We start from the raw sequence: 26,337 nt of genomic DNA, 5'->3' as shown, positions 1-26,337 counted from the left end.
ATGGGAGAGTCTATTGACATGAAAACCGTAAAGGTTGGTATTATCGGCTGCGGAAATATCAGCGCCATATATTTTCAGAATTTAAATGCGTTTGGCTGCGTGCAAGTTGCGGCATGCGCCGATCTGGATCTTGCCAAGGCCCAGACCAGAGCGGAGGAATTCAGCGTACCGAAGGGCTGCTCAGTCCAAGAACTGCTTGCTGACCCGGAAATCGATCTGGTGATTAATCTGACCATTCCGGGAGCGCACGGACAGGTTTGCCTGGATATCCTTGAATCAGGCAAGCATGTTTATGTGGAAAAACCGCTTGCCGTCACCAGGGAAGAAGGACAGGCCATCCTGGCAAAAGCGAAGGAGAAGGGTCTTCTCGTCGGCAGTGCTCCCGATACGTTCCTCGGTGGAGGCATCCAGACTTGTATTAAGCTGATCGAAGACGGCTGGATTGGTACCCCCGTCGCCGCGACAGCATTCATGATGTCCCGCGGGCATGAGCATTGGCATCCGGATCCGGAATTTTATTATGCCAAAGGCGGCGGTCCGATGTTCGATATGGGCCCCTATTACTTGACGGCGCTGGTTGCGATGCTGGGCCCGATCAAGCGGGTAGCGGGCATGACGAAAATATCGTATCCGGAAAGAACGATTACGAGCAGCAAAAAATTCGGCCAAACGATTCAAGTCGAGACACCGACCCATATCGCCGGTGTGCTTGATTTCCACAGCGGTGTCATCGGTACGATGGTAACGACCTTTGATGTCTTTGGCGACAGCCAGCTGCCGAGAATCGAGATCTACGGAAGCCAGGGGACGATCAGTGTTCCCGACCCGAATAACTTTGGAGGACCTGTGCTGCTCAAGCGGCATGACTCTGCGGATTGGAAGGAGATCCCTTTGTCTCACGGGTATAAAGAGAATTCAAGAGGCGTGGGAGTGCTGGATATGGTACATGCGATAAACAGCGGCAGAATCAACCGTGCCAACGGCAGCTTGGGATATCATGTGCTTGAGGCCATGCACGCATTCCACGATTCCTCCGATCAGGATCAATATTACATGATGCAAAGCACCTGCGAACGTCCGAAACCGATGCCCCTTCATATGCCGTTCGGGGTACTTGATTAATCTGTCCTTTATAGCCGAAGAAGCTTCTACCCCCATTACTCACGTAATGGGGGTTTTGGCGTCAGCCGGTTCTTCCGGAGGCTTTCTGAACTGCTTCCGGTAATGATGCGGCGATAAACCGTACTGCTCCTTAAAGCATCTTGAAAAATAGCTGACCTGGGAGAAGCCTATATCTTCCGTAATCCGCTGGATCGGGGCATCGGTTTGAATCAGAAGACTCCGTCCTTGCTCCAGGCGATACCTCAGCAAATATTCAAGGGGCGTGTATTGAAATGCGGCTTTCATGCATCGTGCGAGATAATTCGGATGCATGTGAAAGCGATTCGCCAGATCCTGATTGGTAAGGGGACGATGGTAGTTTTGTTTCAAGTACAGCTCCAGCTGTTCGGCTAATTGCGTGGAGCTGTCCTTCGGCCCCTGCCCCGTTTCAAGACGCTGTATGACCTTCATGAACGTCATCTGTGTTTCCCATAAAGCCAGCTTGCTCGGTTTCAGCGTAGAGGCCATCAGCAGATCCAAATTCGAGAACAATTCCTTCGGATAGGCAAGGCTTTGGTGCTTGGGCAGGTGGATCGTAGCGTTGTCCATATGGAAATGAAGATTGGACATGGATGGACTTCCCGCGAGCAGATGAGGCTCCGATTGGGACAGCCATCGATTGGGCGTGAGAAAATGAAACCAGTAAAAGGACGTTTCGACGCTGCAGGGCTTCACCGGATAATGATGCTTGTCCGGCTCCAGGATGAGCGCATCATTCTCGGTCAACGTCCAGCTTTGATTGTCCTCGCCCAAATACAATGCCCCATTCCGGACAATAATGACATCAAAATAGCCCAATCGATACCGGTCCGGATGCCGATCGCCTGGCTGGTATGTGGTGATATTGCCTTCAATGAAATACGGGAAGGGCGGAACAAGAAACGAAAGATAGCCGGATGTGCCCATCTTCTGATCAACTCCATCGTATGAAATTCATCATAATAATTCATTGTGTGAAATCGTACAACAACAGGTTGCGATCGCGGATTTTTCGAATCGGATTGATCTGCTAGAATAGCAGACAAAGCAGCAGGGAAATCAGGTAAATCCGTATTCATCACAACTTTACCGCTAATGGCAAACAAACGAAAGGGCTAATTAATTATACGCGAAGGATGGTTGCTCTAATGAAAATAGCTTTTCCCGTCAAAGGTATAATCGTAGAGGATCTTTTTTGGAAAAAGTACAAGGACATTGTCGCAGACGAGGTCATTCCCTATCAATGGAAAGCTTTGAACGACGAACTGCCGGATACCGAACCCAGCCACGCGATTGAAAATTTTCGGATCGCTGCCGGAGAGTCCAGCGGGGATTATTACGGGACGGTGTTTCAGGACAGCGATGTAGCCAAATGGCTGGAAACGGTCGCGTACAGCTTAAGGGATCATCCCAATCGCGAGCTGGAGAACCAGGCGGACGAAGTCATTGCGCTGCTCGGTCACGCTCAGGCGGCGGACGGCTATCTGAATACGTATTATTTGCTGAAAGAACCGAATAAGCAATGGACGAATTTGCGGGATAATCATGAGCTGTACTGCGCGGGACATTTGATCGAGGCGGCCGTAGCTTACTATGAAACGACAGGCAAAGCCGAGCTTCTGAACATCGCCGAGAAATATGTTTCCTTGATCGACAGCGTTTTTGGTCCCGATGAAGGTAAAATGAAGGGATATCCGGGTCATGAAGAAATCGAGCTTGCGCTCGTCAAATTGTATGAAGTTAGCGGTAATGAACGATACTTACAACTCGCCCGATATTTTATCGAGGAGCGCGGCCGGCAGCCCATTTATTTTATCGGGGAAAAGGAAAGAAGAGAGCCATCCCCATCGGAACCGACATGGAACGATGAGAAGCATTTGAATTTCGGCTTGGGATTCGCATACCAGCAGGCGCATCTGCCGGTTAGAGAACAAACCGAAGCGGTCGGTCATGCGGTACGCGCCATGTACCTGTACATAGCCATGGCGGATCTGGCGGCCAAAACCGGAGATGCCGGGCTTAAACAAACCTGCGAAAAGCTATGGGAGGACGTCACGGAGCGGAAGATGTATGTCACGGGAGGGATCGGCTCGGCAGTTAATGGAGAAGCCTTTACATGCGGTCATGATCTTCCGAACGACAGCATGTACTGCGAGACCTGCGCATCGGTGGGACTGGCATTTTGGGCCAGCCGGATGCTTCGTTTGGAGCCGGATCGCCGCTATGCCGATGTATTGGAGAGAGCGCTTTATAACGGCACGATCAGCGGCATGGATTTGGACGGCAAACGGTTCTTTTATGTCAATCCGCTGGAGGTGAACCCTTTTCAAGCTTGTCGTAGGGACCAGGAGCATGTTGCAACAGAGCGTCAAAAATGGTTTTTCTGCGCTTGCTGTCCGCCGAATCTGGCGCGGATGATCGCTTCGGTCGAGGATCACATCTATGGCCAAACGGAGGACACACTCTACGCGCATTTGTATATTGCCGGAACAATGAAAACCTTTTTTCAAGGAAACGAGGTTGAAATCCGTCAAATTCATCGGTACCCTTGGGATGGAAGTATCGAGCTGCGGGTAGATGCCGCGAATGCAGTGGATTTTGATCTGGCGCTGCGCATTCCCGGCTGGTGCAAGAATGCAAGAGTCACAATCAATGGAGAAACGGTCAAGCTCGATCATGTGGAAAAGGGCTATCTTCATATTCGCCGGACATGGTCTCAGGACGATATCGTCAGTCTTGAGCTACCGATGCCGGTGGAACGCTTGCGAAGCCATTCACTTGTCTCCATGAATCAGGGGCAAATTGCGCTGCAGCGCGGACCTGTCGTGTATTGCGTGGAAGAAACGGATAACGGCAGCAATCTTGCGGCATTGCGCCTTCCGCGGGAGAGCAGCCTGGAGATCGAGTATGATGAACAACTGCTGAACGGGATCGTGAAGATTACGGCGCAGGGCTACCGGATTCAGTCTTCGGCTGCGCTCTACTCGTCCGATGCTCCGCAAAGGATACCGCAGACCATCACGGCGATTCCTTATTATGCCTGGTGCAACAGGGAAAAGGGCGAAATGCGTGTCTGGATTCATGAAATTTAATCTACTACCCATTCAAAGCAAAAAGCTGATTTCGGAACGATCTCCGATGATCAGCTTTTTCCTTTTTTAAAACGCTACGCCAATCCCGCCTTCGCCGGCATAGACGCCCATGATCGGACCCATGTTCGAAAACAGGATTTCTTTGAAGGGATGCTTTTCCAGTATACGTTCCTTTAATTCAAGCGCGCGTTTTTCGCAGTTGCTGTGCACGATCGCGAGCATACCCTTTTCGTAATCATGGTGCTTTTCTTCGAGCCGGGCCATGATACCGGACAATGCCTTCTGGAATCCGCGGTTTTTCTCGACGACTTCAACCGTTCCTTCCGCGCTGATTTTCAGAAGAAGCTTTATATTAAGCACGGATGCCACCGCTCCGGATAACCGGCTGAGGCGTCCGCCTTTAATTACATTTTCGAGCGTGTCCAACGTGAAGAACGCGCTTACATCCTTGATCTGGTGTTGAACTTTATCTTTCAATTCCATAATGCAGTGGGTGGTTTGCGACCATTTGGCAGCGAAGGCAACCAGCAGGGAGAGTCCACCGGAAAAAGTCTTCGAATCGATGACCTCGATCCGCGCCTTATGGCCTTCTTCCTCATACATTTCTTTGGCTATCATTGCGGCCTGATACGTGCTGCTGATATTGGATGACATGCTGATGACAAGAATATCCGTGCCGTCCTCCACTTCCTTGAATTGTTCAAGAAACTGAAGCGGGCTGGGGCTGGCTGTCGTCGGCAGGTCTTTGGATTCCTGCATTTTGGCATAAAATGCGCAGGCATCCATCTCCTCATGCATTTTTTCGTTCTGAAAATGTACCGCGAGTTTAACGATGGAAATGTTAAATTTCTCAATGTACTCCAGAGGCAAATCAGAACCGCTGTCGGTGATGATCTTGATCGGCATTAGGCAAATGCTCCTTCGATGTTCTTTTGGACGAATCCTCAAATATCAAGATGTTGTTGTATGAAGCACTTCCACCTGGCATATATTGAGGTAATCTAACTCTACCTTAAATCTCGTTTGAAGTCTATGAACCGTAATTTTCCAATCTGCGTTATAATAAAAGATGCCCGGATCCGCCTAGTGCAGCTTCATATTTTGGACAAAAGGCACAAGCTGATTGCAGCCTTCAGAATACATTAAAAGATATAATAATGAATTCTGAGGTGAAAACCATGCCTGTAAAAAAGAAGCGGAGTAAAAGGAAGTCGGCGGCAAAATGGGTCGGACAACCGGTTTTAGTTGTTTTGAAGGATGGCAGCCATTATGTAGGAACGGTCAGCAGCATGGATCGAACCGGCGTGACATTAACGGCGTTGCCGCAGGAAGGACGGTTTCCGGAATCCATGTTGAACGATCAGGCCCAGGTATCCGGCTTGCTCAGCTCGCTGTTGTTTGGGGGCTTCGCCCGGGCAGGCCGGCCGGGAGTGGCCAGAGCAGCCGTCGGCGCGGGAAATGCAAGGAGCGGCGGCGAAAGGGGAATGTTTGGATTTATCGGACAAATGGTTCCGCACATCAAGATCGGTATGAATGTCATGAGATCGATTATGCCGCTAATGGGATTGTTGAAGTAAGTAGCCCATAGCGTCGAAGGCGGTATGGGTCTGAACATCCGTGGGAATGGATTGAAGCTGCGTCCGTTCCTCCAGGGTGGTTTTCTTTTGACAACCAAAACCAAAGGGTGACAGGGAGGGATCGGATGAAAAATTATGATAAGTACATTCCTTGGTTCGTTGGACTATACATACTAGCAATCGCTTTAACCGTCGTTTATTTTTTCGGGTTATTCACAACTTTCGACAAGCAAACGAGAGGCAATATCGAGGGGAGTGAAGTGAGGTCCGTTTACATTTTAAACGATGATAAAGAAGTGAAAATCACGGATCAAGAAACGATCGACCGGTTCCTGAATTTGTTTAAGGACGTTAAGTTAATGGAGGTAAGCAGCTCACAGGTTCATTTTAGGAACTCCGATTACTGGGTAACGGTGTACGTGAACAACTATAAGAAATTCAGCTTCAATGTATATGACGATCAGTTCCTTTCGATTTTCGATCCGGAAAAACGTAAAGACAGACTGAAATATTGTCGGATACGAAGCGAAGTGGACCTGGGCGTGTTGAAGGACATCTTTAATTCTTCGCCGCCGATCTGAGTCAGGACTGGAAAAGAGTGCAGAAAGCGATCCGTCGGGCCAATGCCCGGCGGTTTTTATTTATTTTGATTGGAAGCCTTTTCATTGAGGATAATATGTGGTATCTTTTAGGTAATCTAAATGTGTCTAAATTGTGAATCGATGCCGAATCAACCGCGTATGATAAAGCATCAGCTTGATGAGGAGGAGTCAGCTATGACTACATTATTTCTGATTTTATTCACCGCTGCCATGATCGGGGTATTGATTTTTGGTAAGAAACACGAAATTTTAATTGCCATCGTCATGAATGCTTTGTTGTTCGTAGGTCTTGCGGTTGGTTTCGGTTTAAACAATAATCCGAATGGTTTGTTCTACCTGACCGTTGCGTTTTATTTCGTAATTCCGATGTACGGCGTGATTGGCATGTTTGCTATTATGAAGAAAAGCCGCACCAACAAGCAGGATTCCCTGGTCTAAGTAACCAATGTCCACGATTGTATATAAGGAACGGGGCTGCATTCCGCTCAACCGTTTCTGAACATAGAAGCCGGCTCCCCGGGGAGCTGGTTTTATTTTGTTTGCATGATAGGCTCGATTTCCCGGCATAGAGATGCCCGTGGTATGATAACAATTACATTAGAAAATTGAGACGACAGGAAGGGAAGGGAAGAATAGCGATGCGAACACTTGCGATTAGCGATATTCATGGCTGCTGGGCGGAATTCAACCAGCTGTTGGAAAAGGTACAATACGATCCTGCTGAAGATCAATTGATCTTGGTGGGCGATTACGTGGATAGAGGACGCGACAGCAAACGTGTGATCGAACAGCTCATTGATCTGAAAAATCGGCATGGCGTCGTTGTTCTTCGCGGTAACCATGATCAGATGATGCATGACGCGATTCTGAACGAATCGGACGAGCTGAATGCCAGATGGAGTCGCAACGGTGCGCGCCAAACGCTGGAAAGCTACTGTGGAGCGGATTTTTTCGGCGAGGAGATGGAGCCAGGCAAGTTCAAAGAGGCTAAGGAAGTCGTGAAGAGCAGCTTCAGACATCATCTGGATTTTTTAGGCAGTCTGGGTTTGTATCATGAGACGAATTCCCATATTTTTGTGCATGCCGGGGTCAATCCTTTGCATTCCGACTGGAAGCAGCAGCCTCACGAGGATTTCATCTGGATCAGGGAACCCTTCTACGCGAATCCCACCGGCCTCGATAAAAAAGTGGTCTTTGGACATACGCCGGCTATACATCTGCATGAATCAGCGGATATCTGGTTCAGTCCTTTGGAAGATAAAATCGGTATTGATGGCGGCTGCGTATTCGGTAAACAGCTCAATTGCCTCGAAATCAATGAACGAAATGAGTACAAGATGCATGTTGTCCCCAAAGATGATTCTTTTGCAGCAGGAAACGAAGTAGAGGGACAGTCATAGATGAAACAATCATTAAACCCGCCAAGCGGGTTTTTATTTTTGGGCTTGAAGCCGCTTAGGCAAGCCGGATGAACCTAGAAGAAACGGAACACAATAGTTGTTAGTAAATACATAATCCGATCAGGTTTTCACAACTTTCGAAATGTGAACCATTAGGAGGACAGGCTCGTGGAAATATTTCTTGTGGTCCTTGTGCTGCTTATTCTAATCGGTATCTCCAATGTCGTGAATCACTTCATTCCGGTGGTCCCGGTTCCATTGATCCAAATTGCGCTCGGCATCCTGGCGACATTCGTACCGGGGCTGCATCATATTCCGCTGAATCCCGAGCTGTTCTTACTGCTGTTTATCGCTCCGCTGCTGTTCAATGACGGTAAAATAACGCCGCGGGATGAATTATGGCAGCTGCGTTCCTTTATTTTGCTGTTGGCGCTTGGGCTTGTGTTCGCAACCGTGTTGATTGCCGGCCCGTTCATCCATTGGCTTATTCCGGCCATACCGCTATCGGCTGCCTTCGCGTTAGCTGCGATTCTGTCTCCAACGGATGCCGTGGCGGTCGGATCTCTGTCGGGGAGAGTCAAGCTACCCGGCAATATTATGCGGCTGCTTGAAGGCGAAGCATTAATGAATGATGCGTCAGGTCTGGTTGCCTTTAATTTTGCTATTGCTGCCACCGTCACGGGATATTTTTCACTGCCCAAAGCGATTGGAAGCTTCCTGGTCATTGCGGTTGGGGGCATCCTCGTCGGCGCTGTGCTGGGATTCCTGGTCATCGGCATCCGCTTGCAGCTGCGACGGCTAGGGATGGAGGATGTCACGCTGCATATGCTTATTATCATTTTGACTCCCTTTATCATTTACTGGATCGCAGAAGAAGTGCATGTATCCGGCATTTTGGCTGTCGTAGCAGCCGGAGTAACCCATGCCATTGAACGGGATCGAATGAGAAGAGGGTCGGCGCGGCTGCGCGTCGTATCCGACAGCACCTGGTCGGTGATCCTGTTTTCGCTGAACGGGCTCGTGTTTATTTTGCTCGGGCTTGAAATTCCCGCTGTCTTATCTGAAGTGTGGAAGGATCCGGCTTATAATAACGGGCAAGTGATCGGATATATACTCCTGATTACCGCGGTGCTGATTGTGCTGCGCTTCCTGTGGGTATGGTCGGCGAACAGGCATTTCCGCGATGCCCTGCTCACCGCTTTGTCGGGTGTCCGGGGAGCATTAACGTTATCAGCCGCGTTTTCCATTCCTCTCACGTTGGCGGATCGCAGCCCATTTCCCGAAAGGAGCCTGATTCTCTTCATCTGTTCGGGAGTCATTCTGGTCACGCTTATTGTGGCGAGCGCCTTGCTGCCGCTGCTGACCCGCGATGCCAAAGCCGATCCGCATGAACAGGAAGAAATCGAACGGGATGCAAGAGTGAGAGTGCTGGAAGCTGGCCTTCTTGCCATTCGCAGCGAAATGAATGATGACAACCGGCAGGAAGGATTGGGATTGATTTCGTTCTATACGCATAAGCTTCAGATGACCAAGCTGAAAAACAGGACAGATCTGTCTGACGCCTGGAAATCAGCGCTCGATATACGCCTTCAAGCCTTGCAAGCGGAAAAGAGAGTCGCGGAGAGCTGGTTGAAGGAAGGACGGATATCGCCGGTGCTTGCGCAGAAATTCCAGACATCGCTTGAAAAAATCGAACTTATGCTCACAACCCGCTTGAAGCTGAAAAAGCTGCTTATTCTCGGCTTGGCGATTCTCAAGAGGTGGATGAGGAAAGCGAGCAAAAAGGAAAAAGCTTTTGATCGGTCCCATCCGAAGTGGGGAGAATACAAATTGCTTAAGCTCGAAGCCATTCAAGCAGCAATCCTAGAGGTGAAAAAGTTGGAAACCCCGGAGAACCGCGATACTGTTCAGAATATCATTGCGGATTACCGAGGCATGGAATTTCAGCTGCAGAATGATTCGAAGCGCAGCGAATCCGGATTGGATCCGAATATCGAGCGCAGAGAGCTTGAGCTTAAGGCTATCCAGGCTGAGCGCAATGAAATTCAGACGCTGTTCGAACAAGGGGAGATCAGCCGAACGCTGGCCAACACGCTGCGGATGGACGTGAACTACCATGAAGGACATGTCTACGAGACGCTGACGGTACATGACGATGAAGAAGGACATTAAGAATGCGGACAACCCTGCGGATGTAAGAATGGAAATCGTCGCCTCGGTCACGCCGACAGCAGGCAGACGAACGCTGTATCACTTTACGCGGCTCAGCAATTTAACGGCCATCGCTGCTTCCGATTCTTTAGTTTCTAGCGGCAGCATGAGTCCTTATCCGGCAGGAGAACGGAGAACGTCGCCCATGAAAGTGCGGTATGACCGTCATCTGATTACCATCAATGCTCATTTGTGTATTCCAGAGAGCATGTTAGAGCCTGACTTCACGCTGGAACAGTTTCGCGCTTATTTGGATCGTCATGTGTTTTTTTGGCCTACGCGAAGGGACTGCCAGAAGATGCTTTCTACCTATACCCGCAGAGAGCCGGAGGAGAAATTTGCGGTGCTGTCCTTTGACGCGGCTTCGCTATTGCTTGATCATTATGATGCAGTCAAGCTGTCCAAGTATGATTCGGGAAGCTCCCCACGTTATCCGAAACATTGCTCTTATAAGAAGAGTCCGAATATGTTTGTGGATTTGGATCATTATAAAATCAAAGTGAACGGCAACGTACCTACCAAGGCGTCCGAGATCCGCGAGGTATTGATCGAAAATCGGTTGACCGCATCACAAGCTTCTTACAGGCCGTTCATACTGATGACAGCCGGGATGTGCCAAGCTGCTGGCGCTCTCTGTCTAAGCCTCTTTCCGGACTGTTGGGAGGTTAAACGGGACGGCTCAATGAAATGAAAGTGACGGGTTTACTTTTGAGCAGCAGGATGATAATATTTACCAAACATGAAACGCATGGAAGAGAAGAGTAAACGAAGCATGGATTCTTGTAGAGAGCTCCGGCAGCTGAAAAGGAGCAGAATCCGGTTCGTTGAAACAAGCCTCTGAGCGGTGCATCGGAACTCATTTGCAGGGATGGTGTGACAGGAGCTCCTGTTATAGAGCTAGGGTATACGCAGATATAGGCTGCCGTACCCGAAGAGGCGGAGGACTGTGAAGTTTTCCGTGAACAGGGGTGGCACCGCGAAACCGAATCTCGTCCCCAAGACACATGTCTTGGAGACGGGATTTTTTTGTTGTATAGAAGTTTCAGGCTCATCACACTTTTGGAGGTGTTCACGATGGATTCGAAGACGTTTAACGAAGAAACGACGGATTTTTTGACGAAGCTGGTGAAGGAAGACCTGGAGAACGGAGAGTATCATAGACCTGTCGCTACGAGGTTCCCGCCGGAACCGAATGGATTCCTGCACATTGGCAGCGCCTACGCGATATGGATCAACCATTCCATTGCCGAAAAATATGGCGGCGTCTTTCACTTGAGATTCGATGATACCAATCCCGTGAAGGAGGATATCAAGTATGTGGAAGCCATTAAGGAGGATATGGAATGGCTCGGCATTCATCCTCCCGTTTATTTCGGCTCCGATTATTCAGAGCGCTATTACGAAGCAGCCATGCAGCTTGTCCGGAAAGGTAAAGCGTACGTATGCGATCTGACTCCTGTAGAAATTACCGCATATCGAGGAACGCTGACGGAGGCCGGCACGGACAGTCCTTACCGCAACCGGTCCGTTGAAGAAAATCTTGTCTTGTTCCAGGGTATGAGGGAGGGGAAGTACCCGGCTTCGTCCAAAGTTCTCCGTGCCAAAATCGACATGTCCTCACCCAACATGAATCTCCGGGATCCGGTGTTGTACCGTATTCTTCATGCGGAGCATTACCGTACGAGGCGGGCATGGTGCATTTATCCCATGTATGATTTTGCGCATCCGATTCAAGATTTCCTGGAGGGCATTACGCATTCGTTGTGCTCCGCGGAATTCAAAGACCATCGTGCTCTGTATGAGTGGGTTCTGCGTGAGCTTGACGTGACGGAACCTCCTAAACAAAGGGAATTTGGCCGTCTGAATGTGAGCGGGCTTGTCACAAGCAAGCGATATCTCAGGGAGCTGGTTGAGGGCGGATTTGTGGATGGCTGGGATGATCCCCGTCTGCCTACGATCAAAGCCCTGAGACGAAGGGGCGTCACAGCGGAGGCGATCAAGCGATTTGTTCAGGAAATTGGCGTGTTCAGGCAAAACTCTACCGTGGATTCGGCCATGCTGGACCACTATATTCGTCAAGATCTGAAGGAGCGGGCCATCAGTGCGATGGCGGTACTGCATCCGTTGAAGGTCATCCTAACGAATTACCCCGAAGACCAAACGGAGCGGTTGCGCCTGAGAAACCACGAAACCGACGAGTCCGTGGGCAGCCGGGATGTCCTGTTTTCCAGGGAGCTGTATATCGAAAGGGAAGACTTCATGGAATGTCCCGTTTCAGGTTTCCATCGGTTAGCTCCGGGTTCGGAAGTGCGGCTTAAAGGGGCTTATTTCATCAAATGCGAAGGGGTGATCAGTGATCCTGTAACGGGAGATATTACCGAGCTGCATTGTTCCTACGATCCTGAAACCAAAAGCGGGTCGGGCTTTCAAGGCCGAAAAGTAAAGTCCACGATTCACTGGGTATCAGCTATGAATGGGGTAAGCGCAGAGGTGCATCTGTACGACAAGCTTCTGCGGGAGGAGGCTCGCCTTGCCGAATCGGACAACGACTGGAAGCACATTCTGAACCCGGATTCCAAAACCGTAATAACCGATGCGATCCTTGAAGAAGGGATGAAGCACGCGGATATGAAAACGACATACCAATTCATCCGTCATGGATATTTCTGTCTGGATTCGAGGTATGCAACCGAAGAGAAGCCGGTTTATAACCGCGTGGTTTCGTTAAAGGATTCATGGAAAAAGGGGAAGTAACGGCATGATGGACAGAATTATGGCAGCCGGAGTCCATCAGGTGCTTTACCATTTTCTGATATAATGATTTAGAATGTACATTGCTATTGTTGAAATTAACTACAAACGGACGTGATCACCTTGGGGAAAATGTATAAAACGGTGGGGCTGCTAGCTCATGTCGATGCCGGAAAAACAACGTTTGCCGAGCAGCTCCTGTATCATACGAACAGCATCCGCGAGCGGGGGAGGGTGGACCACAGGGATGCTTTTATGGATCGTCATGAACTGGAACGTGCGCGCGGGATCACCATTTTCGCGGATCAGGCCATCATGTCCTACGGCAGCTCGGTTTACGATCTGATCGATACGCCAGGCCACGTCGATTTCTCGGCAGAGATGGAGCGTGCGCTGCAGGTGATGGATTATGCGGTCGTGATCGTCAGCGCTGTGGAAGGCGTTGAGGGGCATACCGAGACCGTATGGCATCTCATAGAAAAATATCGCGTCCCCGTATTGTTTTTCTTGAACAAGACCGATCGCGAGGGGGCGGATCCGGCTGCAGTACTGGAGCAAATTCGGAAGCAGCTGACTCCGGATGCTTGTCTTATTCATGGTTCGTTAGAGCAACGGATGGATGAATCCGTTCTGGAATTTATGGCTGAACGAGATGAAGCATGGTTGGAAGCATACCTGGCGGGGCATGCCGATTCGGAACAGGCGGTTACCGTAAGCCGCTCCCTGCTGAAAGAGCGTCGGATCTTTCCGGTCATGTACGGCTCCGCCCTGCAGGATGAGGGTATTGATGATTTTCTCGGTAATCTAGAGCTGCTGACGAAGACCGAACATAATGAATCCGGCCCATTTGCCTCGCAAGTGTATAAAATCCGCCACGATTCCCAGGGAATGCGTTTAACCTTCATGAAGATAAAGCAAGGAAAGCTGAGCGTCAGGGATGAAATCGTCTATACCGATGCGGCGGGCGAGGAAAAGAGGGAGAAAATCACTTCAATTCGCCTATACAACGGAGATCGGAACAGCTCCACGGATGCAGCCACCGCGGGACAGCTGATTGCCGTGACCGGACTGACGGAAGCGGCGGCAGGTCAGGGACTTGGAGCCTTCCGGCAGCGGGTACCTTACGAGCTCGTTCCCGCGTTGAAATCGAAGGTCATCTTTGACAAATCGATTCCCGCACGCGAGGTGGTACGTTGTTTCCGGATGTTAGACGCTGAGGATCCCGCGCTTGGCGTGGTTTGGGATGAAGCGCTTCAGGAGCTTCATATCCATGTAATGGGGACGATCCAGCTTGAGGTTCTGCTTCAGGTCGTTGCAGCCCGCTTCGGGTTCCCGGTTACCTTCGGCAATCCGGAAATTTTGTACAAGGAAACGATTACGTCCCAGACCATCGGATACGGTCATTTCGAACCGCTCGGTCATTATGCGGAAGTGCATCTCCGAATGGAACCCGGACCTTCCGGGAGCGGGATTACGTTCGTGAATGCTTGCCATCCGGATGATTTAAGCGTCGGCTATCAGCATCTGATCGGACAGCATGTGACCGAGAAGGAGCATCGCGGGTTGTTAACGGGTTCGCCTGTGACGGATGTCGTGGTCACCTTACTAACGGGCCGGGCGCATAATAAGCATACGAGCGGCGGCGATTTCCGGGAAGCGGCGCTTCGCGCATTGCGTCAAGGACTGGAAAAGGCGGATAGCAGGCTACTGGAGCCGTTTTATGAGTTTACAATTAAAGTGGATTCCGACCTGATCGGTCGGGTCATGTCAGATATACAGCAAGCGCGAGGCATCTTTAACCCGCCGGAAATTGCTGGTGACACTGCTGACATCAGCGGGGAGGCACCCGTAGCCACGATGATGAATTACCCTGCGGAATTAGCTGCGTATACGAAAGGGAGAGGGGCTATTTCGCTCCGGTTGAACGGATACAAAGCATGCCGTCAATATGAGCAGGTGATCGCTGCCAAATCGTATGATAAAAATGCAGATCCGGAGTACACGTCATCCTCCATCTTTTGCTCCAAGGGTAAGGCGTTTGGCGTTCCTTGGGATGAAGCGGAAGGATATATGCATATCATATAAACCATTAGAGCCGCCCAAAGTCATTTGACCTGGGGCGGCTCTTTTGTCTTGAATAAGCACGCTGCGGAAGCGTAACTTGCAGATCAGATCCTCGTTTAGCCTCTCAACCAATGAGACGGGCGTGCGAGATGCGGCGGAAGCTTGGTATGCTCATCGCCTCTTGCCGCGTTGAGCTGTGCCTGGGTCAGAAAGAAGCTGCCTGTCAGGTCGGCACCGCGGATATCCGCATCGCGGAAATCCGCACCGATCAGATCCGTAACGCGCAGGTCGGCGCCGCGAAGATCTGCGGCAATCAGATAGGCGCCCCGCAGGCTCTGGTATCTCAAATCGGCGCCTTTAAGTTTGGCACCGATCAAATCGGCTCCGCGGTCCGCAATTTTACGACGTCCCGGCGCTCCTTTATGATGACGGCGCGCATTCCCGCGCACCAGCTCGCTTGCCCGCACCAGATGGACATTGACCTCCGCGCGATGAGCGGCTGCATCCAAATGTAATAAGTCCTCCGGGCTGAGAAGCGTCAGCTGCTCCGTTCGTTCCAAAGCCTGCCGAAGATCATCGTGTATATCCTGAATGCCTTCCAGTGATAACGCATCGTTCAGATACCACATCAACTCATGAAGCTGCCACATAAGCGGAAAGACGGCGAACATAAGGGCTGCTGTTTCCGGAGCTTCTCGCCAGTCGCGCCCGTTAAAGGTGTGCAGGGAGACCTTTTGCCCTGCGCCCATACAGTCATAAACGGTGCAGCCGCGCATTCCAAGCTGGCGCAGACTGCTGTGCGTGCCGCAGCGGAAATCGTTTTGAAGATTAGGGCAAGGCTTCCCGGCAGCTTTATCAAAAGCAAAATCCGACGATGCGGCATAGGGTAGAGCCACGCAGCAAAGGCCGAAGCATTGTTCACAATCCGCCTGCAAATTGCTTCGATCCATATAGGGTGGGGATTTTGGTCGATCTATCGTCATAATCGTGAAGACTCCTTTGGTTCATAGATGAAATTTGAAGAAAACGCAGATGATCTTTTTCATATGTTCAAAGTTTAGCCGGAACTGCAAAGTGCATCAACCTTTAATTTGTCAGATTCGTGAAAAGGAGAGGAAAAGATTGCCAAACATGTGCCCGAGCATTTAAAATTTGATTAGTACGTTCGTTCTATATAGTGATACATGGGCAAAGGAATTCTTTGCAGCTTATTTTTTTGCAAAGATTAGAACGAACGTTCAATTTATTCGAAAGTAGGGATTAGGTTTGCATTGGTTGTATTGGATTTTGGGAGGACTGAATGTAATCATGTGGGGGCCGATTGCCGTTATTTTCACCTTGAAAGCGAAGGAGATCGGGGGGCTTCACGACACAGAGGAGTTACCGAATGGCAGCCATCCATTGGTATCGGTCGTCCTGGCCGCCCGGAATGAAGAGAAGGCACTTGAGCGCTGCGTGCTCTCGCTCGTCCAACAGACCTACAGGCAGCTGGAAATCATACTCATTAACGATCGTTCCGAAGACGCAACAGGAAAAATCATGGCCAAGTTGGAGGCAGCCTATCCGAATGTGTCGGTGATCGAAATCACCGAGCTGCCGGAGCGCTGGATGGGCAAAAGCCATGCGCTGTATCAGGGGACCAAGCAAGCAAAAGGGGAGTGGCTGCTTTTTACGGATGCGGACATCCTGTTTGAGCCCAGCTGCATCGCAAAGGCCGTTACTTACAGTCAGCGAAATTCTCTGGATCATTTGACGATGATCCCGGACTTTAAAGGTCCGAATCTGTTTGCCAAATGGTACGCTGCCTTTATTTTTATGAGCGCGTCTTCCTTCGGAAGACTGTGGAAAATCAAAGATCCGAAATCGACGCAATCCTTGGGCGTTGGAGCATTCAACCTGGTCCGGACGGCTGCATACGACAAGATTGGAACCCATGCTGAATTCGCTTATATTACGACCGATGACGCGGCGCTCGGAAAAAAACTCAAGCAAGCGGGATTCCGCCAGGATGCGATTTACGGGACGCGTGAGATAGCGGTGTGGGAATGGTATGAAAATGTGAAGCAGCTGGTCGGAAGCGTCGAGAAATCCGTTTTTCGGATTCCGAATGCGATCCTAACGACGATATCCTGCCTGTTGACGATGATTTATCCGTGGATCGGACTTTTTGCAGGGCCGGCATCCGCCAGAATGCTGTGTGCTGTGAGCCTGGTGTCCGTATTTTGGCTGTACATGGTCTACGCCAGACATTCCGGAAGCGGGAAATGGTATGGAATCGCGCACCCCATCGTAGGTTTGCTTCTCATCGCCGGTGCATGGCGCGGGGCTGTTAACGCCGGTCGGCGTGGAGGTATGACGTGGCGGGGTACGACCTATGATCGAACGGAGCTTAAAGCTTAAGGGATGGACATCAAAGCGGCTGGAGTCATGTTCCATGATTCGGGCTGCTTTTATTTTCCGAATATTTTTGATCGCCGCTTGACTATTCTTTGCGGAGCCTTTAATATTACTTAAGTCTTTAATGATTAAGTCACTGAAATATTCATTTCTTATTATTTTGCGTGACTACATAAAAAACGCGTGCGAGCGGGTTATGCGGTTAAGGGGGTTTTAAGCTTGGCTAAAAGCGAATTGCTGTTTGAAGTGACGGCAATGTTTCGTGCCTTGTTAAAAAATTTGTCTCAGGAATGGAACAAAATAAGCGCTAAGGAATATAATCTGACTTTTCCCCAGTTTCAGGTATTGTTTACCTTGAAGAACAAGGGCGCTCTGAAAGTATCGGAACTGGCGGAGGCATTGGCTTTGACTTCTCCGGCGATCACGAGCTTGACCGATAAGCTGATTGTGAGCGGTTATGTCGTCCGGGAACGGGGGGAGAACGACCGAAGGGTCGTTTATACGAAAATAACGGATGAAGGGCATGCCATCATCGACAAGATCAAAGAGGATCAGAAAGAAGTCATTCAAGGCTTTTTCGGTATGCTGTCGGAGGAGGATATTCAGCATTTGAGAAGGATCTTCTCTTCAATGCTTTCGGACATAGATTATAACGACATTTAGAGGTGAGAGAGAAAGCATGGAGCATTTAACGCTTAAAAGAAAAGTTACGATCATGATCGCGATTATGGCCGCAATGTTTTTCGCTGCTATTAACCAGACGATTACAAGCACGGCGATGCCGCGCATTATCGCGATTCTTGATGGTATGGATTATTACACTTGGACCATCAACATTTACTTATTGACGTCCACCATTGCAACCATTTTGGTCGGCAAGCTGTCAGATATGTTTGGCCGTAAGCCGTTCATATTGATCGGTATATTATTTTTTATGGTCGGGGCATTCCTGACGGGAACCTCCACTGATGTGTATCAATTTATTATTTACCGCGGTATTCAAGGCATTGGTGCAGGTATTATCCAGTCCACAGCCTTTACAGCAGTAGGTGATCTGTTCCCTCCGCGTGAGCGCGGCAAGTGGATGGGTCTGATGACGGCCGTATTCGGTTTTTCAAGCGTACTCGGCCCGACGCTCGGCGGTTACCTGGTCGATCATATCGATTGGCATTGGTTGTTCTGGATCTTCCTGCCGCTTGGCGTCGTTGCCTTCATCATGATTTTGATGCTCTTCCCTAAAGTGGACCGTAAACGAGGACAGAGTATCGACTATTGGGGCTCTCTGTTCCTGACGCTCACGATCGTTCCGCTGCTGCTCGCGTTCTCGTGGGCCGGTACGGAGCATCCATGGGGTTCCTGGCAAATCTTGAGCCTTATCGGAGGCTCGGTGGTAGCAGGCTTTATTTTCATTCTGATTGAAAAATATGTCAAAGAACCGATTCTGCCGCTTCATTTGTTCAAAAACAGCGTCGTCACCATTTCGAATATTATCGGCTTTATCATGAACTTCGGCTTGATGGGTGCTATGATCTATATCTCTTTCTATGTTCAAGGCGTTCTGGCTATTTCTCCGACCTATGCGGGTTATGTTACATTGCCGATGTCCATCTGCATGGTCGTCATGAGTGCCATTACCGGTCAGCTGATCGCTAAAACCGGCAAGTACAAGCGTTTCGCATTGATCGGTATGCCGGTAATGATTATCGGAATGGCGATTATGATTTTCATGGACAATATTGGTCTTACCATTTTGAGTTTGGTTATTTTCGGCCTCGGTCTCGGTCTGGGCATGCCGGTGTTCTCGCTGGCGACGCAAAATGCCGTTTCGCACAAAGAGCTTGGCGTCGTGACGGCCTCAACGCAGCTGTTCCGTAACCTCGGAGGAACGATCGGCATCGCCGTGATGGGAACCGTTATGTCCAACAGCCTGACGAAGAACCTGAAAGAAGCTCTGCAATCTCCAAGCGCGCCGGACTTTAGCAAAGTGGATCCGCAAGTGGCACAAAGCATGCTGTCATTTGCCAATCCGCAGACGCTGATGAACAAGCCGCTCGTCGAAAAGACGGAAGCAAGCCTGCCGGCCGATGCCAAAGCATTGTTCGTGCAAATGATTGACAGCATCCGAGATGCGTTGGGCAACACGCTTTCGACCGTATTTCTTACAGGTACGCTGGTGCTTGTCGTGGCGCTGCTGCTGGTCTTCTTCCTGAAGGAGCTTCCGCTTCGCTCATCGAATCAGCCGGCAGATGCGGCTGCTCCCGAGGCGAATCCCGGTATAAAAGAAGGTAAAGCATTGACCGCAGAATAATGCGTATAATGAAATAAACGATACCCCAGGCTAAAAACAGCTTGGGGTATTCGTTTGTTCACCTACGTTAAAAATAATCCGGATGGAACAAATTGGTTGACAGGCGCAGCCTGTGTTACTATAATACAATTAACAAAACGTCAAATGTTAGGTGAGGCAATTGGAAACTCATCAATAAGTGCGAGGTGAATGCATGTCGAACGAGCAAGCATTGAAGCAATACGATGCAGCTAAGTACAGAACCCCCGATGGCTACACCTCGGACATCGCGGTGTTTACGATTCTTTCCGAGAAGGCGGAGGCGTTCAAGCCTCCTGTCATGGATCTGAAAATCATGCTGATTCAGCGGAGCATGATGGACAGCGAAGGACGGCCCAACATGGAAGCAGGCAAGTGGGCTCTGCCGGGCGGCTTTGTCGATCCGGAAGAAAGCGCCTATCAGTCAGCGCAGCGGGAGCTCCGGGAGGAGACGGGCGTTGACCATATTCATCTTGAGCATTTTGGGGTTTATGATACGCCGGGGCGTGATCCGAGGGGATGGATTATTTCGAACGCGCATTATGCGATCGTTCCGGAACACGAGCTGTCGCATCGGCAAGCCCAGGATGACGCGAGCGAGGTGGAGCTCTTTTCGGTAAGCGAGGTTCTGGAGCTGGATCTGGCTTTCGATCATGCGAAAATTATTCAGGATGCCATTTCCGTTATCCGCAAAAAGCTGCTGGAGACCACGGTCGCAAAGGCGTTTTTGCCTGAGGAATTTACGTACTCCGAGCTGCAGGCCGTCCTGCTGACGGTAACGAATGATTCGGCGATCGCCTTGGATGCGGCATTTGCGAGGAAAATCAAATCTCTCCCGTTTATCGAAGAGGCGGAAGGCAAAAAAACGACTCGTACATCTAAAAAACCGACTCAGCTGTATCGTTTTGTAAATATGGAAGTGAACAATTCCATCTACCATGCGAAAAAGTAAAAGGATGCTAATCAAGAATTGATGATGAAAAGATCGTTTAGACGCTAAATGAGTTGAAAATATCAGGAGGGAATCGAGATGGGTATGGATCGTAAAAAAGCGTTAATCAATATCGATTACACGAATGATTTTGTCGCTGCCGACGGCGCGTTGACATGCGGCGTTCCTGGCCAGGAAATCGAAGAAGAAATCGTTCGGATCACCAAAGAGTTTATCGATAATCAGGATTATGTCGTGTTCGCCATCGATGTCCATCAAGCCGGAGACACGCTCCATCCCGAAACGAAGCTGTTTCCGCCTCATAATATCGAAGGCACGCCGGGCCGGAAGCTGTATGGAGCGCTGGAGGAGGTATTCGAAGCGAATCGTGCGGACAAAAATGTCTATGGGATGGACAAAACGAGATACAGCGCGTTTGCAGGAACGGACCTTGAGCTGCAGCTTCGCGCCAGAGGCATTACGGAATTGCATCTGGTGGGGGTATGCACGGATATTTGCGTGCTGCATACAGCTGTTGATGCCTACAATAAGGGCTTTGAGCTAGTGATCTATCAGGATGCCGTGGCCAGCTTTGATCCGGAGGGCCATGCGTGGGCGCTTCGGCATTTTAAAGGCTCGCTGGGTGCCAGCGTTAGGTAAGAGATAGCGAGTCTGAGAATTTACTGAACGGATAAACCTAAAGGTATTCGTTTGGAATATGGACATCTGGCTTATTAACTTAAGAGGCTCGTTGGCAAGCGAAGGCGGAATGAAGCAAAAGGAGGTCTATATGGCTAAAATCGGAATATATGGCTCATCCTTTGATCCCATCACGAACGTTCATCTTTGGACGGCCAGCACGGTAGCACATCGCTGCAAGCTGGATCAGGTGATTTTCTTGCCCTGTTCAAGCAAAAGGCCCGACAAGACGCTGCACATCCGTGATGAGCATCGCTGGAACATGATTGAATTGGCGATTCAGGGCAATGATAAATTCGTCGCCAATGACTATGAAATGAAGCAGGCCGGCTGGGAAATTGCCACGTATCTGACGCTGAAGCATTTCAAAAAGCAATTTCCGGAAGATGAGATTTACTTTATCATGGGAGCCGATTTACTGCTGGATATCGGCGAAGGCAAATGGAAAAAATCCGAAGAGCTGATCAAGGAAAACAAGTTCATCGTGATGGCCCGGAATGGGATCAACATGCTGTCTGCCATCAGCAAGTCCCCGATATTGCGGAACGCGGATGATGGCCATACGTTTCACCTGATCGATAAAGGTCTGGCGATGGAGATCAGTTCAAGCTACATCCGTGATGAGTTCAAAATGGGCGGGGAGCCCCGTTATCTCGTTCCAGATCGCTGCTACGACTATATCAAAGCCCATCAACTATATGAATGACAAGGAGAGACCCGATATGAACACACAGGAACAAACGATGAAAGACTTGCATGTGAAGCCGGTGATCGATCCCCAGGCGGAAATTCGCAGCCGGATTGATTTCTTGAAGGCTTATTGTAAAAAAGCCGGAGCGAAAGGATATGTGCTCGGCATCAGCGGCGGGCAGGATTCCACGCTCGCGGGTCGCTTGTGCCAGCTTGCGGCAGAGGAGCTTCGCGCGGAGGGATATGAGGCGTTCTTCTATGCTGTACGCCTGCCGTTCGGCATCCAGAAGGATGAAGACGATGCGCAGGAAGCTTTGACCTTCATTCAGCCGGATCAATCCTTTACCTTTAATATTGAGAATTCGGTCAATGCGTTTACCGGGACTTACCTGGAATCGACGGGAGCGGAGATTCCCGATTACCATAAGGGGAACGTGAAAGCGAGAATGCGGATGATCGCCCAATATGCCATTGCCGGAGAACGCCAGTGTCTCGTTGTCGGCACCGATCATGCGGCTGAAGCGATCACCGGCTTTTTCACCAAATTTGGCGACGGCGGTGCCGACGTTATACCGCTTACCGGACTCACGAAGGGACAAGGACGAGAGCTGCTGAAAGCACTGGCCGCGAAGGAACGGTTGTATTTGAAAGTGCCGACAGCGGATCTGCTGGACAATAAGCCGCAGCAGGCCGACGAAACAGAGCTTGGCATGAAGTACGAAGTGATCGATGAATACCTTGCCGGTAAGGAAGTGGCACCAGAAGAGAAAGCGAAGATTGAACAACGCTATCAAAACTCCCGGCACAAGCGTGAACTTCCTGTTACGCCATTTGACGAGTGGTGGAAATAGCTTGCATGAACGTATCCCGACTGCACCCGCAGTCGGGATTTTTAGTGTGGTTTGAAAATTATGAGGATATATATCGCCTAGTACCTTGTAAAGCACAGTACTAGGTGATATTATGGTATCGAAGGGAGCGGACGACTGTATGGAAATGTCGGAATGGACTTCTCAAGTTCGCCGAGGCATATTGGAATATTGCATCCTGCAGCTCATAGGACGGGAACCCCGATACGGTTATGAGCTTGTAACTTTGCTTGACCAGTGGGAACCGCTGGCCATCACGGAAGGGACATTATATCCGCTGCTGCGCAGACTTCTCAAGGATCAATATATTGAATCCTATTGGAAAGAATCCGAATCCGGACCGCCGCGGAAATATTACAGCCTGACAGCTTCCGGACGCGAATTGACGGAGCAGATGTCGGTGGAATGGAATAAAATCAGCAGCGCTGTCGGGCATATACAATGGTTGGGAGGAGAAAATTCATGATGAGTGCAATGGGGAGTGCGTACCTGGAAAAGTTAAACCGGTACTTGGAGAAGCTGCCTGACGAAGAAAGGATGGACGAGTAATGGAGATTCAAAGCCACATTGCCGAGGGCATAGCGAACGGGCAGCCGGAGTCCGTTATTTTATCCCGTCTCGGAGACCCGCGAAAGTTAGCCAAGGCATACCGGAGCGAGCATATGGGCGGGTTGAAAAACGTGAAGTCGTTTAAGGATGTCCTAAACATCATCGGCTTCTACTGCACGACGGGACTGCTCAGCGTGATGGTGATTCCCGTGCTGGCAACGTTAGCATACGGATTCGGTTTTTGCACCATTTTAACCATCCTCGCAGGTATTCTCCGCACGTTCGGAGCTTCTTGGATCAATATGTCGATTGGACCCGGGATGGAGGTACCCACACAATACAGCATGATCTTTGCTCTTGTCTTGGGAGCCATTATCGGCGGGATCGCCTGGTTTAGCTGGGTAGGATTAAAGAAATACCTCGCGTTCTTGTCCGAACGTTACAGTCGTTCACTGCCCGGCAGCCAATCGGCGGGATATTAGAAATAGCAGCATGAATTCTTTTTACTCAAAAGATCCGTCATTTAGCCATCAGGCATCTAATTTAAATTGGAAAAAGCCTCCTTCGAGAAGAAGGAGGCTTTTTCTTAATCCATGCCCTGATCGCTTAGCGATTCAAACGATAGCCGCCGTGGAACACGGGGCCAACGTATTCATTGAATTGATAGCCGCTGCGAATGGCTGCCGACACGAAGTCCTTCGCTTTCGCGACCGCTTCATGAACCGGCAGGCCGTTCGCCAAACCGCCAGTGATGGCTGCCGCAAAGGTGCAGCCAGCGCCATGGTTATGGGCAGGCTCGATTTTATCCGATTCCAGGACGGTGAAGTCTGATCCGTCAAAGAAGACGTCGATTGCTTTTTCGCCGTCCAAGGCTTTGCCGCCTTTTACGACCACATTTTTGGCTCCGAGCTCATGAATTTTGCGGGCTGCATTTTTCATGTCCTCGATAGAAGTCAGCTTGCCGAGACCGGAAAGAACACCGGCTTCAAACAGATTAGGCGTTACCACCGTTGCAAGCGGAAGGAGCAGATCGCGGATCGCTTCGGCGCTCTCCGGATTCAGAACTTCGTCTTCGCCCTTGCACACCATCACAGGGTCGATAACGACATTGGACTGGTGATTGTTCTTGATTGCCTGTTCCGCGACGCGGACGATCTCCACGCTGCCAAGCATGCCGGTTTTCATCGCATCGACAGGACCGCCGGCAAAAACGGTTTTGAGCTGCTCGGCGACCAGAGCGGCTTCAACCGGATACACGTTATGATGCCATCCGTTATCCGGATCCATGGTCACGATGGTGGTCAAAGCGCTGAAGCCATAAGTGCCGTATTCTTCAAAGGTTTTGAGATCGGCTTGAATGCCTGCGCCACCGCTGGAGTCGCTGCCGGCAATAGTTAATGTTTTAACAATATTGGACACGGTTGATTCCTCTTTTCCTGCAATGAATTATGTAACGTTCAAACCGAGTTGATTATACCAGAAAATCGGTGCATTGGTTGCTTTTTTGGCATAAAAGTACAACAAAATATACAATCACTTTATATATTCCGTCAAAATATTCACCTTATTCACGCGTTCTGATGATTTTCTGCGTTTGCATATCGTCTTATAGATCGTCCGGAAGAATGAGCGAGGGTTTCCATTGGATTTTCCAGGGATGGCCTTTATCATATTTATCCTGGATCAGACACAGTTGATAACTCTCGTAAATTTCACCGCTTTGGGTTCGAATGATGGCCGAATAATCCAGCGTATAGTCAGGTGTATCCATCGATTTGAGCGGCATGCCGGCTGTGACTTCGATGTTTTGTACACCCATCCTTTCGAAGACAGCAGTATATTTCTGGATGAATTGGTCGCGTGTTAATCCCGATTGCTCCAATGATTCTTTGGACATCAGGTTATAAAGCTCATCAAAATTCCGGTTTTGCAAACTGACTATATAGGATTGTACCGTTTCATTCGGTGTATGATCCTTCAATTGGCCGAAAAAGTACACATATAAAGCTAGCACCGACGCGGCCAAAAAGGAGAGCAAACCGTACATGACGATTTGTTTTGTCTTCATTTCGACAACCTCACTTTTGAAAAATAATTCACAAGCTGTTAATATAATTGCAGAGAACAAACCATTGCTCCATGTAACTATAAAATTTACCAATGGAGCAAACAATGGATGAAATCTGATGAAATTATCATTATTGATCGATTCAGTCATCAGATTCTCTTGAATGTTCATGAAGAAAGTGAGAGATTCGTCATGCCGGATATCATAAAGATCATGGTTGATACAGCCGGTCAGAAGGGTCATGGTTCATTTCAATATCTGGAGCAGGGAAAAAGCGTCACCGTCGGCAGGCATACAGGGATGAATCACACGCTTCTGCCGATCTACAATCAGCTTGTATCCAAACTGCACTGCCGCTTTCATCGCATGCACAACGATGTTTATGTCGAGGATTTGGGGAGCAAGAACGGCACCGAAATCAATGGACAGCGCCTGAACCCCTTTCAGAAGACGCTCCTGTCGGCCGAGGACAGCCTGACGCTTGTCAATGGTTTGGTCGGACTGCAGGTGGACGTAAGCAGCGATCTGGAAGATACGCGGGAATACCTGATTTCGGATTTGCTGGAGCGGGAAGTGCGGCTGAATGATTATCTTCAAAGCGTTCAGGTAGGCAGCGAGAGCATCACGTTGTCCAAAAAGGAATATCTGCTGTTCAAGCTGCTTCACGACCGGCTCGATCATTTCGTGACCAAAGAGGAGATCATGCAGTTGGTTTGGCCGGAGCGGTGCAGCGGAGAGGCCGATCTTGTCGGCATCGACGAAGTAAATTCGCTTATTTACCGGACGAACAAAAAGCTTGGAGCATCCTTCTCGATTAAATCCGTTTATAAAAAAGGCGTATATATGAAACGAGACATGAACCACCCCGAAACAAGCAAGCAGGCATGATTTGGCGGACCTCCAGTCAAGCAAATGCAAAAATGGCTTAGAACTGCGGGCAGTGCTATCACGTCTAGTCCAAACTCCTTCCC

At 49.7% G+C, this 26,337-nt stretch carries 25 protein-coding genes; 20 read left to right on the top strand and 5 right to left on the bottom strand.

The window, feature by feature from the left end:
• Window positions 1–18 precede the first annotated feature (18 nt).
• Complete coding sequence (locus tag PCH05_RS08875; RefSeq protein WP_127602026.1) at window positions 19–1,122, top strand: Gfo/Idh/MocA family protein; 1,104 nt, start codon at window positions 19–21, stop codon at window positions 1,120–1,122.
• A 39-nt stretch (window positions 1,123–1,161) separates the two neighbouring features.
• Here the strand turns inward: PCH05_RS08875 and PCH05_RS08870 are convergent, their stop codons facing one another.
• On the bottom strand, window positions 1,162–2,067 hold the full coding sequence (locus tag PCH05_RS08870) for a helix-turn-helix transcriptional regulator (RefSeq protein WP_127602025.1): 906 nt from the start codon (window positions 2,065–2,067) through the stop codon (window positions 1,162–1,164).
• 221 nt (window positions 2,068–2,288) lie between these two features.
• Here PCH05_RS08870 and PCH05_RS08865 point away from each other — a divergent pair, with 221 nt between their 5' ends.
• Complete coding sequence (locus tag PCH05_RS08865) at window positions 2,289–4,232, top strand: glycoside hydrolase family 127 protein (RefSeq protein WP_127602024.1); 1,944 nt, start codon at window positions 2,289–2,291, stop codon at window positions 4,230–4,232.
• A gap of 66 nt (window positions 4,233–4,298) precedes the next feature.
• Here PCH05_RS08865 and PCH05_RS08860 read toward each other — a convergent pair whose 3' ends face one another.
• Window positions 4,299–5,138 carry a DegV family protein gene (locus tag PCH05_RS08860; protein ID WP_127602023.1) on the bottom strand — a complete coding sequence of 280 codons (840 nt, stop codon included), beginning with the start codon at window positions 5,136–5,138 and terminating at the stop codon, window positions 4,299–4,301.
• Window positions 5,139–5,410: 272 nt separating this feature from the next.
• Between PCH05_RS08860 and PCH05_RS08855 the strand changes: the two genes are divergently transcribed.
• From PCH05_RS08855 to PCH05_RS08820, 8 genes are all read left to right on the top strand, one after another.
• The gene (locus PCH05_RS08855) at window positions 5,411–5,809 is read left to right on the top strand and encodes a hypothetical protein (RefSeq protein WP_127602022.1); all 399 of its coding nucleotides are present in this window, start codon (window positions 5,411–5,413) and stop codon (window positions 5,807–5,809) included.
• A 125-nt stretch (window positions 5,810–5,934) separates the two neighbouring features.
• A complete protein-coding gene (locus PCH05_RS08850) occupies window positions 5,935–6,390 on the top strand; it encodes a hypothetical protein (RefSeq protein WP_127602021.1) in 456 nt (151 codons plus the stop codon).
• 195 nt (window positions 6,391–6,585) lie between these two features.
• Window positions 6,586–6,849 carry a hypothetical protein gene (locus tag PCH05_RS08845; RefSeq protein ID WP_127602020.1) on the top strand — a complete coding sequence of 88 codons (264 nt, stop codon included), beginning with the start codon at window positions 6,586–6,588 and terminating at the stop codon, window positions 6,847–6,849.
• A 200-nt stretch (window positions 6,850–7,049) separates the two neighbouring features.
• A complete protein-coding gene (locus PCH05_RS08840) occupies window positions 7,050–7,811 on the top strand; it encodes a metallophosphoesterase family protein (RefSeq protein ID WP_127602019.1) in 762 nt (253 codons plus the stop codon).
• Window positions 7,812–7,979: 168 nt separating this feature from the next.
• The gene (locus PCH05_RS08835; RefSeq protein WP_127602018.1) at window positions 7,980–9,983 is read left to right on the top strand and encodes a Na+/H+ antiporter; all 2,004 of its coding nucleotides are present in this window, start codon (window positions 7,980–7,982) and stop codon (window positions 9,981–9,983) included.
• The gene (locus PCH05_RS08830; RefSeq protein WP_127602017.1) at window positions 9,961–10,713 is read left to right on the top strand and encodes a DUF7002 family protein; all 753 of its coding nucleotides are present in this window, start codon (window positions 9,961–9,963) and stop codon (window positions 10,711–10,713) included. Before PCH05_RS08835 ends, PCH05_RS08830 begins: the two co-directional genes overlap by 23 nt.
• A gap of 383 nt (window positions 10,714–11,096) precedes the next feature.
• Window positions 11,097–12,776 carry a glutamine--tRNA ligase/YqeY domain fusion protein gene (locus PCH05_RS08825; RefSeq protein WP_127602016.1) on the top strand — a complete coding sequence of 560 codons (1,680 nt, stop codon included), beginning with the start codon at window positions 11,097–11,099 and terminating at the stop codon, window positions 12,774–12,776.
• A 129-nt stretch (window positions 12,777–12,905) separates the two neighbouring features.
• Window positions 12,906–14,858 carry an elongation factor G gene (locus PCH05_RS08820; RefSeq protein ID WP_127602015.1) on the top strand — a complete coding sequence of 651 codons (1,953 nt, stop codon included), beginning with the start codon at window positions 12,906–12,908 and terminating at the stop codon, window positions 14,856–14,858.
• Between the two features lie 95 nt (window positions 14,859–14,953).
• Here PCH05_RS08820 and PCH05_RS08815 read toward each other — a convergent pair whose 3' ends face one another.
• Window positions 14,954–15,820, bottom strand: a complete 867-nt coding sequence (locus PCH05_RS08815) for a pentapeptide repeat-containing protein (protein WP_127602014.1) — start codon at window positions 15,818–15,820, stop codon at window positions 14,954–14,956.
• A 325-nt stretch (window positions 15,821–16,145) separates the two neighbouring features.
• Between PCH05_RS08815 and PCH05_RS08810 the strand changes: the two genes are divergently transcribed.
• The 9 genes from PCH05_RS08810 (at window position 16,146) to PCH05_RS08770 (ending at window position 23,780) form a co-directional block, all read left to right on the top strand.
• Window positions 16,146–17,237, top strand: coding sequence for a glycosyltransferase family 2 protein (locus PCH05_RS08810; protein WP_127602013.1), 1,092 nt, complete (start codon window positions 16,146–16,148; stop codon window positions 17,235–17,237).
• 216 nt (window positions 17,238–17,453) lie between these two features.
• Complete coding sequence (locus PCH05_RS08805; protein WP_127602012.1) at window positions 17,454–17,897, top strand: MarR family winged helix-turn-helix transcriptional regulator; 444 nt, start codon at window positions 17,454–17,456, stop codon at window positions 17,895–17,897.
• Window positions 17,898–17,913: 16 nt separating this feature from the next.
• Window positions 17,914–19,542, top strand: a complete 1,629-nt coding sequence (locus tag PCH05_RS08800) for an MDR family MFS transporter (protein ID WP_127602011.1) — start codon at window positions 17,914–17,916, stop codon at window positions 19,540–19,542.
• A 193-nt stretch (window positions 19,543–19,735) separates the two neighbouring features.
• On the top strand, window positions 19,736–20,512 hold the full coding sequence (locus PCH05_RS08795) for an NUDIX hydrolase (RefSeq protein WP_127602010.1): 777 nt from the start codon (window positions 19,736–19,738) through the stop codon (window positions 20,510–20,512).
• A gap of 84 nt (window positions 20,513–20,596) precedes the next feature.
• On the top strand, window positions 20,597–21,151 hold the full coding sequence (locus PCH05_RS08790; RefSeq protein WP_127602212.1) for a cysteine hydrolase family protein: 555 nt from the start codon (window positions 20,597–20,599) through the stop codon (window positions 21,149–21,151).
• A gap of 130 nt (window positions 21,152–21,281) precedes the next feature.
• Complete coding sequence (gene nadD / locus PCH05_RS08785; protein WP_127602009.1) at window positions 21,282–21,896, top strand: nicotinate (nicotinamide) nucleotide adenylyltransferase; 615 nt, start codon at window positions 21,282–21,284, stop codon at window positions 21,894–21,896.
• A gap of 16 nt (window positions 21,897–21,912) precedes the next feature.
• Window positions 21,913–22,731, top strand: a complete 819-nt coding sequence (gene nadE, locus PCH05_RS08780; protein WP_127602008.1) for an NAD(+) synthase — start codon at window positions 21,913–21,915, stop codon at window positions 22,729–22,731.
• Window positions 22,732–22,870: 139 nt separating this feature from the next.
• Entirely contained in the window at window positions 22,871–23,215 is a 345-nt protein-coding gene (locus tag PCH05_RS08775; protein ID WP_127602007.1) for a PadR family transcriptional regulator, read from the top strand.
• A gap of 82 nt (window positions 23,216–23,297) precedes the next feature.
• Window positions 23,298–23,780: an HAAS signaling domain-containing protein gene (locus PCH05_RS08770; RefSeq protein WP_127602006.1), complete on the top strand. Its 483-nt coding sequence runs from the start codon at window positions 23,298–23,300 to the stop codon at window positions 23,778–23,780.
• 124 nt (window positions 23,781–23,904) lie between these two features.
• Here PCH05_RS08770 and pdxK read toward each other — a convergent pair whose 3' ends face one another.
• Together pdxK and PCH05_RS08760 are read right to left on the bottom strand one after the other, a co-directional pair.
• Complete coding sequence (gene pdxK, locus PCH05_RS08765) at window positions 23,905–24,717, bottom strand: pyridoxine/pyridoxal/pyridoxamine kinase (protein WP_127602005.1); 813 nt, start codon at window positions 24,715–24,717, stop codon at window positions 23,905–23,907.
• A 187-nt stretch (window positions 24,718–24,904) separates the two neighbouring features.
• On the bottom strand, window positions 24,905–25,366 hold the full coding sequence (locus tag PCH05_RS08760) for an NTF2-like N-terminal transpeptidase domain-containing protein (RefSeq protein WP_164766586.1): 462 nt from the start codon (window positions 25,364–25,366) through the stop codon (window positions 24,905–24,907).
• A 108-nt stretch (window positions 25,367–25,474) separates the two neighbouring features.
• Here PCH05_RS08760 and PCH05_RS08755 point away from each other — a divergent pair, with 108 nt between their 5' ends.
• On the top strand, window positions 25,475–26,254 hold the full coding sequence (locus tag PCH05_RS08755; RefSeq protein WP_246049422.1) for an FHA domain-containing protein: 780 nt from the start codon (window positions 25,475–25,477) through the stop codon (window positions 26,252–26,254).
• The last annotated feature ends 83 nt before the right edge of the window (window positions 26,255–26,337 follow it).

Origin of the sequence: Paenibacillus chibensis, assembly GCF_004001045.1 — a bacterium.
Classification (GTDB): Bacteria; Bacillota; Bacilli; order Paenibacillales; family Paenibacillaceae; genus Paenibacillus_AQ; species Paenibacillus_AQ chibensis.
The sequence above is the reverse complement of the archived record's forward strand: the minus strand, read 5'-3'. Positions and strand labels throughout refer to the sequence as shown.